This is a genomic window from Streptomyces sp. LaPpAH-108, from assembly GCF_000373625.1.
Lineage (GTDB): Bacteria > Actinomycetota > Actinomycetes > Streptomycetales > Streptomycetaceae > Streptomyces.
This window is the reverse complement of record NZ_KB891987.1, coordinates 1,291,529-1,305,210: the sequence shown is the minus strand read 5'-3', so window position 1 is coordinate 1,305,210 and position 13,682 is coordinate 1,291,529. Positions and strand designations below refer to the sequence as shown.

Here is a 13,682-nt window from a genome sequence, read left to right as displayed (position 1 = left end):
TCAGGAACCCTGCGGCTGGCGCGCGCCCGCCGTCGAGAGCCGGGGCCCCGTCGGCAGGAACTCGGACCAGGCGACGGGCACGGGCGCGGGTTTGACGTCGGCGTACCCGAGGTGGGTCTGCGCCAGCTTGGCCTCCTGCTGGAGCTGCTTGCGCTGCCCGGCCGAGACGCCGATCCCCGCGTCGTCGCCCGCGCTGTCGTCGTTGGACTGGAGGGCGTAGCGCAGCCCGGTGTCGGTGACCAGGAAGACCGGTCCGACGGAGGTCTCCTTGCCCTGGTACTGGCGGTAGAGCTGACCGGAGCCCGCGGTGACGTAGGCGCTGGAGGAGCCGGTGGCGAGGACGGCCGGGAAGTCGCTGCCCGCCCAGGTGCTGAGCGTCGTCGCGCCGCTGCCGGAGACGTGGTGCAGCACGTTGCAGACGGTGTTGCGGCTGCCGGAGGCGGTGGACGCCTCGTTGACCGCCTTGGGGGTGTGCACGGGCCACTTGTACTCGGTGGCGAAGGGGCTGCCCTCCTCCACCGCGCCGGGGCTGACCTCCTGCGGATGGCCCACCTGGCCGAGCTTGACGAGGTCCTCGCTGCCGAGCAGGAGGGCGGCGACGAAGTCGGAGACGGGGGCGATACGGCCGGGCAGCACCACGTAGTACCGCTCCTCACCGTTGACGGGCGCCCGGAGCACCATGCCGACGCGGTCGGCGCGGGCGTCGAGCTGGCCGCCCGCGTGGGCCGGTGCCGCGGGGGTGCCCTCGATCTTCGGGAAGCGGATCGGGGAGCCCTGGTGCAGGGTCGCGATCCACTCCTTGGTGACGCGCTCGGGCACGCGGTCCGGGCCGACCAGGGTGCGCAGCAGCAGGGCGTCGGAGGCGTCCACGCGGTACGCCCAGCCGTGCGCGTCGACCACGTAGCGGGTCTTGTCGGGGGTGACGACGTAGAGCAGCTGGCCGCCGTGCAGGCGCTCGGGGCCCTCGGTGCGGTGCTGGTCGCGGGCGGCGAGGACGAAGGCGGCCTTCTGAAGGGAGTCGCCGCTGCCGCTGGGGCGTTCGCACACCACCCAGCGCTTGGCGCCGCCCGCCTCCTTGCCCGAGGGCAGCCGGTCGGGGGCGTAGGGGATGCCGATGGTGACGCCGTGCGGGATCTTGCCGTTGTCGAGGATCGACTCGTCCACGGTGACGACGTCGACGTCGCTCTGGGTGTTGAGCACGAGCTTGGCGGAGGCCATGTTGAGCACCGGGTGGAGCTGGGTCTTGCCCTCGGTCTTCAGCACCACGTACCGGGTGGTGGACTTGCTGGCGATGATCACCTTCTGCCCCGGGGCGTCCCAGCCCTGCGGCGCGGTCGGCTTGAACATGCCCCAGGCGCCGAAGGCCGCGACCACGACCGCCGCGGCGATCGCGCCGGGCAGCACCGCGCGCAGCGGGCTCGGCGCCCCCTCGTCGGAGGCGTCCGGCGCCGAGCGGACGAAGGACGCGAGCATGCGGCGCTTCGCGAAGGTGTAGGCGTTGAGTTGGTCCCGCCGAGATGCCATCTGTGCCCGTTTCTCCCCGTGTCTCACGCGGAGCGCGCCCGGGGACCGCTCTCCCCCGCCCTCCGTTGTCGGACCCGGCCCCTACTATGCCTGGTACGGGTCGGGTCCTGCGGAGCGGGTAGGGTACCTGGGCCCTCAAGGGCCTTGTGCGGGCGCATGGTTCCAGCGAGTTGTGAGCAAAGCGGGGGGATGGAGTGATGGCTTCGGGAACGCGGACACGGCTGCGCGGCCGGTCGGCGGCGCGGCCCGGCAGGTCCGGGTCCGCACCGGCGCCGCGGCCGGGGTCCGGCCGGTCCGGTGCGTCGCCGCAGACCGTCACGCCCGGCCTGGGACACCGGCCGGGCCGCGCGCGTTCGTTTCGTTTGCAACGACTTGTGCTGGTGGAGATCGCGGCGGCGATCCTGCTGGTCGGCTGGGCGATCGGTCCGCTGGCCATGGCGCCCGCGGGCGTGGTCGCGCTGGTGCTGATCGCCCTGGCGTTCGTCCGGCGGCGCGGTCGTTCGCTGCCCGAATGGCTGGCCACGGCACGGGAGTTGAGGGCCCGCAGACGGCACGCCGCGAGCACGCCCGTCCCGCCCGGCACGGAACCCGCGCTGGTGCCCGCGCTCGAGTGCGAGCCCGCGCTGCGGACCTACTCGTACGGGGGACGGGACCGCCGCCCGGTCGGCATGGCCGGGGACGGCACGTTCCTGACCGCCGTGCTCCAGGTGGAGGCCGACGCCACGGCGCTGCGGGCCGAGCGGAACCGGCAGCCGCTGCCGCTTTCCGTGGTGCGCGACGCCCTGGAGGTCGACGACATCCGCCTGGAGTCCGCTCAGGTGGTGCTGCACACGCAGCCCGCGCCCGCGCTGCATCTGCCCCAGCAGTCGGTGGCCGTCGCCAACTACCTTCCGCTCCAGGAGCAGACGGGCGCCCCGGCGGTGCGCATCACCTGGGTCGCGCTGAAGCTCGATCCGGAGCTGTGCGCGGAGGCGGTGGCGGCGCGCGGGGGCGGTCTGACCGGTGCGCAGAAGTGTGTGGCGCGGGTGGCCGACCATCTCGCGAGCAGGCTGACCGGGGCGGGCTTTCGGGCCACGATCCTGGACGAGGAGGAGCTGATCACTGCGCTGGCCACCTCGGCCTGCGCCAACCCGCTGGTCACGGCGGAGGCGGGGCGCGGTGAGCGGCGCGAGCGGCGTACGGAGGAGTCGGGGCGCAGCTGGCGCTGCGACAACCGGCGGCACACCACGTACTGGATCAGACGCTGGCCCCAACTGGGCGGCGCGCGGGGCGAGTCGCTGCCGCAGTTCCTCGCCCTGGTGACGTCGACCCCGGCGCTGGCGACGACGTTCAGTCTCACGCTCGCACGCGGTGAGCGGCAGGACGTGTCGCTGTCCGGGCATCTGCGGGTGACCGGTCGCAGTGACGACGAACTGGTGGCCGCGCGCCGCTCGTTGGAGGGCGCGGCCCGGCACGCCGGGGCCGGTCTGGCCCGCCTCGACCGCGAGCAGCTGCCGGGCATGCTGGCCACGCTGCCCCTCGGAGGTGCGCGATGACGACCACGCGGACGACCGCCACCGCCCCGGTCACCGGCGAGAGCGGCGCCCGGGGACTGCGCCGGGCCGGTGAGCTGCTGCGCCAGGGCCTCGGCCTGGTCGGCCCCCGGCACGCCTGGCACACGCTGCCCGGCGACCAGTTGGACGCGCTGGCGCTGCCCATCGGGGACGACGGCGTGGTGGCCGGTGTGGATGCCGAGGGCCGCCCCGCGGTACTGGGCATCAACCGGCCCACGCCGTACGACGTGGTGCTGATCGGCGGCCTGTGGACGGCGCAGGTGCTGGCGCTGCGTACGGCGGCGACGGGTGCGCGGGTGGCGGTGGAGACCGGCCGTCCGCAGTCCTGGATGCAGATGGTGCACGCCATGGGCGGCGGGCAGAACGGCCTGGCCGTGTACGAGGTCGGGCGGGTTCCCCCGCAGGGCGCCTCGGCGGGTACGCCCGTCCTGGTGGTGCGGGACTGCGGGATGCGTCCGCCGCGCGGGCGCGTGGTGGCCGGGCCCTGGCAGTCGGTGGTGACGCTGCTGCCGTATCTGAGCCCGGTGGCGCCCCGGTTGCTGCGGCAGGCGCGGCTCACCGGCATCCAGCGGGTCTCGCCGGACGAGGCGGCCGAACTGGGCCGCACGATGGGGCTGTCGCGGACCGAGGTGGAGTCGCTGCCGGGGCTGCCCGACGGTGTCACCCTCTGGTGTACCGATCGCGACCGGCAGTACGTGCTCACCCAACCGACCGACGCCGAGATCGGATTGTTGGGCAACCCGCGCCGCATGGACTGAACGACCTTTCTTGTCCGCTTTGTTCGTCTTTCGCGCGACGAAGGATGGCCGGAGTTTTGTCGCGTGCCCGGTTGTTTGCCCCTTTATTTCCCGGGTGGTTGGGCCGGATCGCGGGGCGGTCGGGGCGGCGGCGCGGGACGGGGAGCGCGTTTCGGAGGGTGGGCGGGCCTGCCTGCGCGGGGCCTGTGGTGATTAGGCTGGGAGTGGGGCGCGATGCCGGACCCGCGGGCGGGGCGTCGTCCCCGGGGGCGGACCGGCGGACGGGCCTGCCCGGCACGACGACGGACGACTTGAACGACACGACTTGGTCGGCCCCCGCACGCGTTTGAGGGTGCGCGACCACTTCAGGAGGAACTGTGAGCAGCGATCGGGACGGTATGCGCGGGGGCTGGGCCACACCCGACGACGACCAGCCCGACGCGGAGTCGGCCGTCGAGAACACGGGCGAGTTCACCATCGACTACGCCCCGCCCGCCTGGTACACGCAGAACGCGTCCTCCGGCGGGTCCGGGGGTACGGGCGCCGCCTCCTCCGGGGGGTCCGACGGCGCCGGTGTGCCGACGGGTCCGGGTCCGGTGCCGCCGCCGTTCGTCCCGGCCGCCCCGCCGGTGGCCGGTCCTACGCCGCCTGTTGCCGGTCCTACGCCGCCGGTGCCGCCCGCGCCGGGTACTCCGGGCGCGCCCTTCGCGCCGCCCGCTCCCGCCTCCGGACCCGGCGCCCCGTACGCCCCGCCCGCTCCCCCGGCCGGAACTCCCGTGCCGGTGCCGGGACTTCCGGTCGGGTTCGAACCGCAGCAGGGCCGACCTCAGCCGGAGCAGGTTCCTTCGGCGCCCGAGCCGGACAACGGGGACCTGGAGAGCGGCGCGACGATGCGGTTCTCGGCCGCCGCCCTGAAGCGGGAGATCGAGGAGCACACGGCGCCGGAGAAGCAGCCGGAGCAGGGTGCGGAGGCGTCCGCCGAGGAGGCTCCGGCGGGCGACGGCGCCGATCCCGCGTCCGAGGGCGCTGACGAGGCGGACGGTGAAGCCGTGTCCGAGGAGACCCCGGCCGCGACGACGGACGCGGGGACGGACACGAACACCGCCCCGGAGGGCCAGGACACCCCGGCCACGGACGGCGACGGCACGGACGGCGACAACACCCCCGAAGCCACCGCCCTCGACACGGACGCCGAGGACGCCGACGAAGCTGGGGACGCCGAAGCCGACCCCGCCGCCCAGTCCGCCCCGGACGCCGACCCGCAGCAGCCCTCCGCCGACGAGCCCCAGCCCGCCCCGGCCGAGGGCACCGCTCCCCCCGCCTGGACCCCGCCCGCCCCGCAGCAGGGCGTGCCCCCGCTGCCGCCGTCGTACCAGCCCGCCGCGCCCGCACCGGCGGCGCAGTGGCCCGCGCAGGGCACGCCGCCGCACGGCGTTCCCCCGCACGGTGTGCCCCAGCAGCCGGGCCCGATGCCGCCGGTGCCGCAGCAGCCCCCGGCCGGGCAGGACGGCGCCCCCGGTCAGCCGTTCCCGCCGCAGGCGCCGCAGCCCGCGCCCGCCGGCTGGAACCAGCCCGGCGCCCCGTTGCCCCCGGCCACCCCGCCCCACCCGGGCGCCCCGACCCCGGCAGGCGGGCAGCAGCCTGCCCCACAGCCGCAGCCCAACCCGCAGGCGCAGCCCACCGGTTACGCCTTCCCGCCCCAGCCCGACCCGGTCGCGGCCCCCAACTCACCCGGCGGCTACGCCTTTCCTCCGGCGCCTCCGCTCAACCAGGCACCCCCGGCCTCCGGTTACGCCTTCCCGCCGCACCCCGGCCCCCAGTCCGCACCGCAGCCCGGCCCCAACGCCCCGGCTCAGCCGTCCGGTTACGCCTTCCCCCCGACCGCGCAGCCCCAGCCGCAGGCTCCGCAGGGCCAGGCCCCGCAGGCCCCGCCGATCGACCCGCGCACCGGTACCGCCTGGCCGCAGGCCGTCCAGCACGACCAGCGCCAGCCCACCAACCCCGGTGCCGCGCCGCTCGGTTACACGGCGGCCGTGGAGCTGTCCTCGGACCGGCTGCTCAACAACAAGCGGCAGAAGGCGCGCAGCGGGCGCCCGGCCGCCGCCGCGTCCCGGTTCAAGCTGGGCGGCAAGAAGGAGGAGGCGGAGCGGCAGCGCAAGCTGGAGCTGATCCGCACCCCGGTGCTGTCGTGCTACCGGATCGCGGTGATCAGCCTCAAGGGCGGTGTCGGCAAGACGACCACCACCACCGCGCTGGGCTCCACGCTCGCCTCCGAGCGCCAGGACAAGATCCTCGCGATCGACGCCAACCCGGACGCGGGCACGCTCGGCCGCCGGGTGCGCCGTGAGACCGGGGCGACCATCCGCGACCTGGTGCAGGCGATCCCGCACCTCAGCTCGTACATGGACATCCGGCGGTTCACCTCCCAGGCGTCCTCAGGTCTGGAGATCATCGCCAACGACGTGGACCCGGCCGTGTCGACCACGTTCAACGACGAGGACTACCGCCGCGCGATAGACGTGCTCGGCAAGCAGTACCCCGTCATCCTCACCGACTCGGGCACCGGCCTGCTCTACAGCGCGATGCGCGGAGTGCTCGACCTCGCCGACCAGCTGATCATCATCTCCACCCCGTCCGTGGACGGCGCGAGCAGCGCGAGCACCACCCTGGACTGGCTGTCCGCGCACGGCTACGCCGACCTGGTCGCCCGGTCGATCACGGTGATCTCCGGGGTCCGCGAGACCGGCAAGATGATCAAGGTCGACGACATCGTGTCCCACTTCGAGACCCGGTGCCGTGGCGTGGTCGTGGTGCCGTTCGACGAGCATCTGGCCGCCGGTGCCGAGGTGGACCTGGACATGATGCGGCCGAAGGTGCGGGAGGCGTACTTCAACCTCGCGGCGATGGTCGCCGAGGACTTCGTACGGCACCAGCAGGCGCACGGGCTGTGGACCAGGGACGGCAACCCGCCGCCGGTGGCCGCCCCGCCGCTGCCCGGCCAGTACCCGCACATCCCGGGCCAGCCGACCGGCCAGCCGTACCCGGGCCAGCCCTATCCGCCGCAGCAGGGCCAGCAGCCGTACCCGCCGCAGCAGCCGTATCCCCCGCAGCCGGGCCAGCCGTACATCCCGCCGCAGGGACAGCCGCCGTACCCGCCGCAGGCCGCACCGGGCCAGCCGCCGCAGCAGCCGCCCCAGGCGCAGCCGTACGGCTACCCGCAGCAGCCGGGACAGCAGCCCCCGCAGCAGTAGCGCGGAAAGCAGAAGGCACGGAAAAGGGCGGCCGGGAAACCGGCCGCCCTTTCATGTCCCAAGTGTCCCGAGTGCCCGAGCCTTCCGGGCCTCCCGCGCGCCCCGGCGTTACGCCTCCGCCGCCACGATCTCCCGGCACCGCTCCACGTCCCGCCCCATCTGCTCCAGCAGGGCCTCCAGCGAGTCGAACTTGGCCTGCCCGCGCACATACGCCAGGAAGTCCACCGCGACATGCAGCCCGTACAGGTCGAGGCCGACCCGGTCGATGGCGTACGCCTCCACCGTGCGCTCGGTGCCGTCGAACTGCGGGTTGGTGCCGACGGAGATCGCGGCCGGCATCGCCTCGCCCAGGCAGTGCAGATACCCGGCGTAGACGCCGTCGGCCGGGATGGCGGTGTGCGGCAGGGTCTCGACGTTGGCGGTGGGGAAGCCCAGGTCACGGCCGCGCTGGGCGCCGCGCACGACCACGCCCTCCACCCGGTGCGGACGGCCCAGGATCTCGCGGGCCCCGGCCAGGTCGCCCTCGGCGATCAGGCGCCGGGTCAGCGTGGAGGAGAACGGCGCTCCGCCGCCCGCCTCACCGGTGAGGTGCAGGTCGACGACCTCCACGTCGTAGTCGTAGACCTTGCCCTGCTCGGCGAGGAAGTCCACGGTGCCCGCCGCGCGGTACCCGAAGCGGAAGTTCGGGCCCTCCACGACCGCCTTGGCGTGCAGCTTGTCCACCAGCACCTTGACCACGAAGTCGGCCGGGGAGAGCTGCGAGAACTCGGTGGTGAAGGGCAGCACCAGGACCGCGTCCACGCCCAGCTCGGCCATCAGTTCGGCCCGGCGGTGGTGCGGGGCGAGCAGCGGGGGGTGGCTGCCCGGGCGCACGACCTCGCTGGGGTGCGGGTCGAAGGTGACCACGACGGCCGGGACGCCCAGCTTCCGGGCGCGGTCGACGGCGTGCTCGATGATCAACTGGTGGCCGCGGTGGACTCCGTCGTAGGACCCGATGGTGACGACGCTGCGCCCCCAGTCCTGGGGGATGTCCTCCAAGCCACGCCAGCGCTGCACTGTGACCGCTCCTCGAACCCGTGTCCGTGTCCACCGTGGACCTGCCGCGCAGATCCCGGTCTCCGTCCTTGACCTCTTGTGCAGGTCTAAGGGTGCCATGCCGCCCGCCCGCGCCCCGCATCGGCCGGGCGCTGTGACCGGACGCACGTACGAGACCCCGCCCGAGGTACGCGCGCACGCGGCCGGGCTCACGCCGGTACGTGCCTCCCGGCCGCGCTCTCGATCGCGCGCCGGGCCCCGGGGCCGGGCAGTGCGGCCCAGTCCTCGGGGGCCTCGGTGAACCAGCGGGCCAGTCGCGCGGCCAGACCGGGCACCTCTTCGGCGAGGTCCGCCAGGCAGTCGTCGAAACGGGCGGCGCCCTCGGGCGTACGGCCGCACAGCAGGCCGGTGCGGTGCAGCAGCCCGCGCGCCTCGGCCTCGCCGTCGCCGCCGTCGTCGTCTCCCAGGTGACGGACGGCCGCGCGGGCCGCCGCGAGCAGCACGGCCGGTTCCCGTTCGTGGGCGAACAGCAGGTCCAGCAGCTCGCGCCGCAGCGGCCCGGCCGCCGTCTCGCCCGGCGTGGCGAGCACCGTGGCGAGGGCCGTACGGACCGGTTCGGCGCCCGTGCCGAGCAGACCGCCCACCAGGGGCAGCAGCTCGGGGCGGGCCGTCGGGCCCTGGGCGAGACGGCGGGCGACGTACGCGGCCATGGAAGCGGCGCTGTCCGCGCCCGGTGCGACCGTCTCCCGGACCAGGGCGGCGACCCGGTGGACCAGCGCGGGACCGGTGACGTCCGCGAGCGTGCGCAGCGTCCGCGCGGTGTCCGGGCCGCCGCCGCGCAGCCGGGCGCGGAAGGCGCCGAGGACCGGATCGGGGTGGGTGGCCAGGGCGGGCAGCAGGGCGGCGGCGGGAATGCCGAGGTCGCCGTCGGCGAAGCGGCGCAGCGTCTCCGGCAGCTGCTCCTCGCGGGTGTGCGGGTCGCGGACCAGGAGGGCGAGGGCGCCGCCGTGCAGGTCCCGGTCGGCGGGGCGGGCGAGCAGCGCGCGGGCGGTGCGGCGCAGCAGGGCGCGGTCGTCCGGGGTGCGGGCGTGCGGGGCGGCACGCAGGGCTAGGGCGGTGGCCGCCGCGCGGCGGGCGGGGCGTTCGTCGCGCGCCCAGCGGTCCGCGGCGCGGCAGGCGGCAGAGGGTTCGTCCTCGGCGAGGACGGCGAGGAGTTCGTCGGCCCGCCGGTGGCCGCTGTCGGCCAGGGCCTCGGCCAGCGCGTCCAGCGCGCCGTGGCGGTGGGTGTGCAGCAGGGCCTGCGCGGCGGTGGCCACGGTGGCGTCCGGGGTGGCGGGCAGCGGGCGTTCGTCCTCGAACCAGCGGGTGAGCTGGGGCTGTACGGCGGCCGGGTCGGCGGCCAGCAGCCGGGCCGCCGCGTCGAGATAGCGCTCGCCCCGGCCCGCCTCCTCGGTGTCCCGGTCCGCGAGCACCAGCTCCCGCAGCAGCGCGAACCGCTCGGCAGGGGGCAGCGGCAGCGCGGCCCAGAAGGCGGGCCCGAGGTCGGCGGGCACCGGGCGCCGCCCGTGCCGCCAGGCGACGACCCGCCCGGCGAGATGGCGCAGCACCTCGCGGTACGGCGTCGCATCGGGCACGTCGAGCAGGGTCCGGGAGAGCAGCCGGGCCGCCCACCAGGAGGTCGGGTCCGCGTCCAGGGTGTCGGCCAGCTCCCGCAGCCGGAAGGCGAGCAGCCGGGCCCCGCGCCTGCGGCCGAGCAGCAGCAGCGCCTGGACCACGGGGCCCGCGCGGTGGTGCGGTACGGCGACGGGGGCGGATCCGCGCGGGCGGTGCACCAGCACGTCCAGGGCCGCCTCCAGGTCGAGATGGCTGCCCTGGAGCCAGTCGGACAGCTCGGTGCGGGCGAAGCGGTAGCCGGTGCCGGTGGGCTTCAGAAGCCCTTCGACCAGGACGGCGGAGGCCCAGCCGGAGCCACCGCCGAGCCGGGCGGGCGCGGGTCCGGGCGGGAACAGCGCCTCGAACGTCTTCCGGTCGAGCGCGCCCGTCCCGCTCCCGAGCGCACGCCGCGCGGCCTCGTGCACCTGCCCGGCCACCCGGGTGGCGAGCCGTCGTACGGCCGTGCCGCCCACTCCCTGCCCGGCGGTGAGGTGGACGGCGACGCGCAGGCACATCAGGTCCAGGTGGGCGGCGAACACCTCGTGCCGGTCCACGGGTCCGTGGCCTTGTACGCCGGGCAGGGCGGCCCGCACGTCGGCGAGCAGGCGCAGGGCGAGCGGGTGCCGGGCGTCGCGCCCGGCGAGGGCGCCCTCCGGGACACCGTGCCGGGAGCGGGCGAGGCGGGCCTCCCCGGGGGTGAATCCGGCGAGCCGTACGCGCGGCGGCGCGGCGCTCTCCGGGGTGTCCGGCTCCCAGTGCTCCGCGTACTCCTCCCAGAACTCCTCCCGGCAGCCGATCACCAGCCGCGTCCCGCTCTCGCGCAGCCAGGCCAGCGTGGACCGGGTCCACTCGGGCAGCCGCCGGGCCAGCGCGGGCGGCATCTCCTCGGGGTCGTCGAGCAGGAGCAGCAGCGGGTGTCCGGACCCGGCGGCGATGCGGGCCACCCGGCCGGGGTCGAGATCGCCGGGCTCGCCCCCGCAGACGGGCACGCCGACGCGCCGCAGCGCCCGGTGGGCGGCGTCGGCCAGGCAGTCGTCGCCGCCGCGCAGATCGGCGCCGCGCAGCCAGAGGGCGGGCGCGGGGGTCGCGTCCCGGTGGCGGCGTACGGCGAGGGCGGCGAGCTGGGTCGTACGGCCGCTGCCGGGCGCCCCGGTGAGCGCGAGCACCGGGTGGGGGCCTTCGATGGAGTCCGCCAACTCCCGTGCCACGGCGGCCCGTTCCACCGGTTCCACGTCCTCGGCGAGGGGCGGACCGTCGACGGTCAGGACGGTGCCGGTGAGTTCGAGGACGGCGGCGGGGTTGAGGTCGGCGCCGTAGGCGGGCACGGTGGCCGCGTTGCGGGCGAGGAGGGCGGCGAGGGCGCGGTCGGCGGGGGCGGGGCGCACCGGGACGGCGAAGCCCCGCTCGGCGCGCTCGGAGCGCAGGGTGGTGCCGAGGACGCCGAGGACCGCGCCGGTGCGGGCGTCGAGCACGGGGCCGCCGGTCGCGCCGCCGCCGGGGCGCAGGGCGTCGCGGCCCGCGGTGCCGATCGCCAGTTCCAGGGCGTCCAGGCGGCGGTCGCCGTCGCGGGCGGCGTAGGTGACCGGGGTGGTGGTGAGCACCCGGGCCTCGCGCCAGCAGCCCGCGGCGAGCCGGACATAGGTGCCCGCGTCGGTGCGGTCCCGCACGGTCAGCGGCAGCGGCCGTACGTCCAGGCCCTCGGTGCGGACGAGGGCGAGGCCCAGCTCGGGCAGCGGGATGACGGCGTCGGGCCCGGCCGTGGTGGTGCGGCCGTCGGGGGCGCACAGGGCGAGCCGGGTGAGGCCGTCGACGGCCTCGTGACTGGTGAGGAGGGTGCCGTGGTGGTCGGCGAGGAAGCCGACGCCCCGGGGGCGGCCGTCGGGGTCGTCGATCCGGACGAGCTGGTCCATCGCCGTACCTCCCGCCCGTGTGCCCGCGCCCTTTCCCTAGACGGTAGGGGCGTGATGATCACCGGAGAAGGCCGCGAGACGAAAGCGCCCCCTAAAGCTCCCCCGATTCACTCCGAGCGCCTGCCCGGACGGGTGAATGAACGGGTCCGACTGGACAGACCCTAGGGGTGGGGGAACCCAGGGGGGACCGTGGAGCGGCGGGTGTGGCACGTACCCCGTGGCCGCCGCTCCACGGGCACACACCCGGGAGTCCGTGAGCGGTCCTCGGCTCAGCCGAAGACGGCGAGGCTCTTCGCCTTGCCCTTGTGCGCCTCGACCAGGGCGAGGAAGGTGCCCTCGGGGTCGAACACGGCGACGGGACCGGCGCCCGCGTACTCGTCGGGCATCTCCAGGCGGACGCCGTTGCGCAGCAGCCGGGCGCGCTTGGTGTCGACCTTCCAGCGCGGGAAGGCGGCCGTGGCGGCCTCGGCGATCGGCATCACGGTCAGCTCGGTCTGGAGCTGGTCGAGCGTCTTAGCGGAGTCGATCTTGTACGGCCCGACGCGCGTACGGCGCAGCGCGGTCAGGTGGCCGCCGACGCCCAGGTCGGCGCCCAGGTCGCGGGCGAGCGCGCGGATGTAGGTGCCGGAGGAGCAGACCACGGAGACGACCAGGTCGAGCACCGGGGTGCCGTCCTCGGCGACCGCGTCGCGCACGTCGTAGACCGCGAAGGACGAGACGGTCACCGGGCGAGCCGGGATCTCGAACTCCTCGCCCTCACGGGCGCGCTTGTAAGACCGGACGCCGTCGATCTTGATGGCGCTGACCTTGGACGGGACCTGCATGATCTCGCCGGTCAGCTTGGCGATGCCCGCGTCGATGGCGTCCCGGGTCACCTTGGAGGCGTCGGCGGAAGAGGTGATCTCCCCCTCGGCGTCGTCGGTGACGGTGTTCTGGCCCAGGCGGATGGTGCCCAGGTACTCCTTCTCGGTGAGGGCGAGATGCCCGAGGAGCTTGGTCGCGCGCTCCACACCGAGGACGAGGACACCGGTGGCCATCGGGTCGAGGGTGCCGGCGTGGCCGACGCGGCGGGTCCGGGCGATCCCGCGCATCTTGGCGACCACGTCGTGCGAGGTGAAGCCCGACGGCTTGTCCACGATGACAAGGCCGTCGGGCGGGGTGGGCTTGCTGCTCATTCGGCGGTGTCGTCCGTCTCGTCGTCGGACTCCGGCTTGCGGTACGGGTCCGCGCCACCGGCGTACGCGGCGCCCGCGGACGCCTCGCGCACCTGGGCGTCGGACTGCCGGGCCCGGTCGAGGAGATCCTCGATGTTGCGGGCCGTGTCCGGCAGGGCGTCCGCGACGAAGGTCAGCGTCGGCGTGAACTTGATGCCGGCCGCGCGGCCGACCTCGGAGCGCAGGACGCCCTTGGCGCTCTCCAGACCGGCGGCGGCTGCCGCCCGCTCCTCGTCGTCGCCGTAGACCGTGTAGAAGACGGTCGCCTCCCGCAGGTCACCCGTGACCCGGGTGTCCGTGATGGTGACGTGCGAGCCGAGCCGGGGGTCCTTGATCCCGCGCTGCAGCTTCTGGGCCACCACCTCGCGGATGAGGTCCGCCAGCCTTTTCGCCCGAGCGTTGTCGGCCACTGGTCCGTCTCCCGTTCTTTCTTCTTCTAACGTTCTGTGGTCAGTCGTCGTCGCCGTGGAACTTGCGTCGTACGGACAGCAGCTCCACTTCGGGGCGGGCGGCGACCAGGCGCTCGCACCGGTCCAGTACGTCGGTGAGGTGCGCCGCGTCGCCGGACACCGCCGCGAGGCCGATCAGGGCCCGGCGGTGGAGGTCCGTGTGGTCCACCTCGGCCGCGCTCACGGCGTACTTCCGCTGGAGTTCGGCGACGATCGGGCGGACGACGGAGCGCTTCTCCTTCAGCGAGTGGACGTCGCCGAGGAGGAGGTCGAAGGACAGAGTCCCCACGTACATGTGCAGCCGGTTCACCCGCCGGTACGGGATCGGTGGCCCGGGTCCGTGTGGACGGGGGCTT

Annotated in this window: 9 protein-coding genes; 3 read left to right on the top strand and 6 right to left on the bottom strand. The window is 75.1% G+C overall.

What is annotated here, in order from left to right; all coding sequences use genetic code 11:
- Positions 1-1,524: a type VII secretion protein EccB gene (eccB, locus tag B079_RS0105925; protein ID WP_018544860.1), complete on the bottom strand. Its 1,524-nt coding sequence runs from the start codon at positions 1,522-1,524 to the stop codon at positions 1-3.
- Between the two features lie 197 nt (positions 1,525-1,721).
- Between eccB and eccE the strand changes: the two genes are divergently transcribed.
- The 3 genes from eccE to B079_RS31405 all read left to right on the top strand — a co-directional run bounded on the left by eccE (position 1,722) and on the right by B079_RS31405 (position 7,065).
- The gene (gene eccE / locus B079_RS0105920; protein WP_234016745.1) at positions 1,722-3,059 is read left to right on the top strand and encodes a type VII secretion protein EccE; all 1,338 of its coding nucleotides are present in this window, start codon (positions 1,722-1,724) and stop codon (positions 3,057-3,059) included.
- Positions 3,056-3,835 (top strand): hypothetical protein, encoded by a 780-nt coding sequence (locus tag B079_RS0105915; protein WP_018544858.1) that lies wholly within the window; start codon positions 3,056-3,058, stop codon positions 3,833-3,835. The genes eccE and B079_RS0105915 overlap by 4 nt, the downstream gene beginning before the upstream one ends.
- A 356-nt stretch (positions 3,836-4,191) precedes the next feature.
- Positions 4,192-7,065, top strand: coding sequence for an SCO5717 family growth-regulating ATPase (locus B079_RS31405; protein ID WP_037801284.1), 2,874 nt, complete (start codon positions 4,192-4,194; stop codon positions 7,063-7,065).
- Positions 7,066-7,173: 108 nt separating this feature from the next.
- Here the strand turns inward: B079_RS31405 and B079_RS0105905 are convergent, their stop codons facing one another.
- From B079_RS0105905 to B079_RS0105885, 5 genes are all read right to left on the bottom strand, one after another.
- A complete protein-coding gene (locus B079_RS0105905) occupies positions 7,174-8,121 on the bottom strand; it encodes a bifunctional riboflavin kinase/FAD synthetase (protein WP_026248396.1) in 948 nt (315 codons plus the stop codon).
- A 188-nt stretch (positions 8,122-8,309) separates the two neighbouring features.
- Positions 8,310-11,663: a S1 family peptidase gene (locus B079_RS0105900; RefSeq protein ID WP_018544855.1), complete on the bottom strand. Its 3,354-nt coding sequence runs from the start codon at positions 11,661-11,663 to the stop codon at positions 8,310-8,312.
- A gap of 269 nt (positions 11,664-11,932) precedes the next feature.
- A complete protein-coding gene (truB, locus tag B079_RS0105895) occupies positions 11,933-12,838 on the bottom strand; it encodes a tRNA pseudouridine(55) synthase TruB (protein WP_018544854.1) in 906 nt (301 codons plus the stop codon).
- The gene (gene rbfA, locus B079_RS0105890) at positions 12,835-13,287 is read right to left on the bottom strand and encodes a 30S ribosome-binding factor RbfA (RefSeq protein ID WP_018544853.1); all 453 of its coding nucleotides are present in this window, start codon (positions 13,285-13,287) and stop codon (positions 12,835-12,837) included. The genes truB and rbfA overlap by 4 nt, the downstream gene beginning before the upstream one ends.
- A gap of 40 nt (positions 13,288-13,327) precedes the next feature.
- A complete protein-coding gene (locus B079_RS0105885; RefSeq protein WP_026248395.1) occupies positions 13,328-13,621 on the bottom strand; it encodes a DUF503 domain-containing protein in 294 nt (97 codons plus the stop codon).
- Positions 13,622-13,682: the final 61 nt, after the last annotated feature.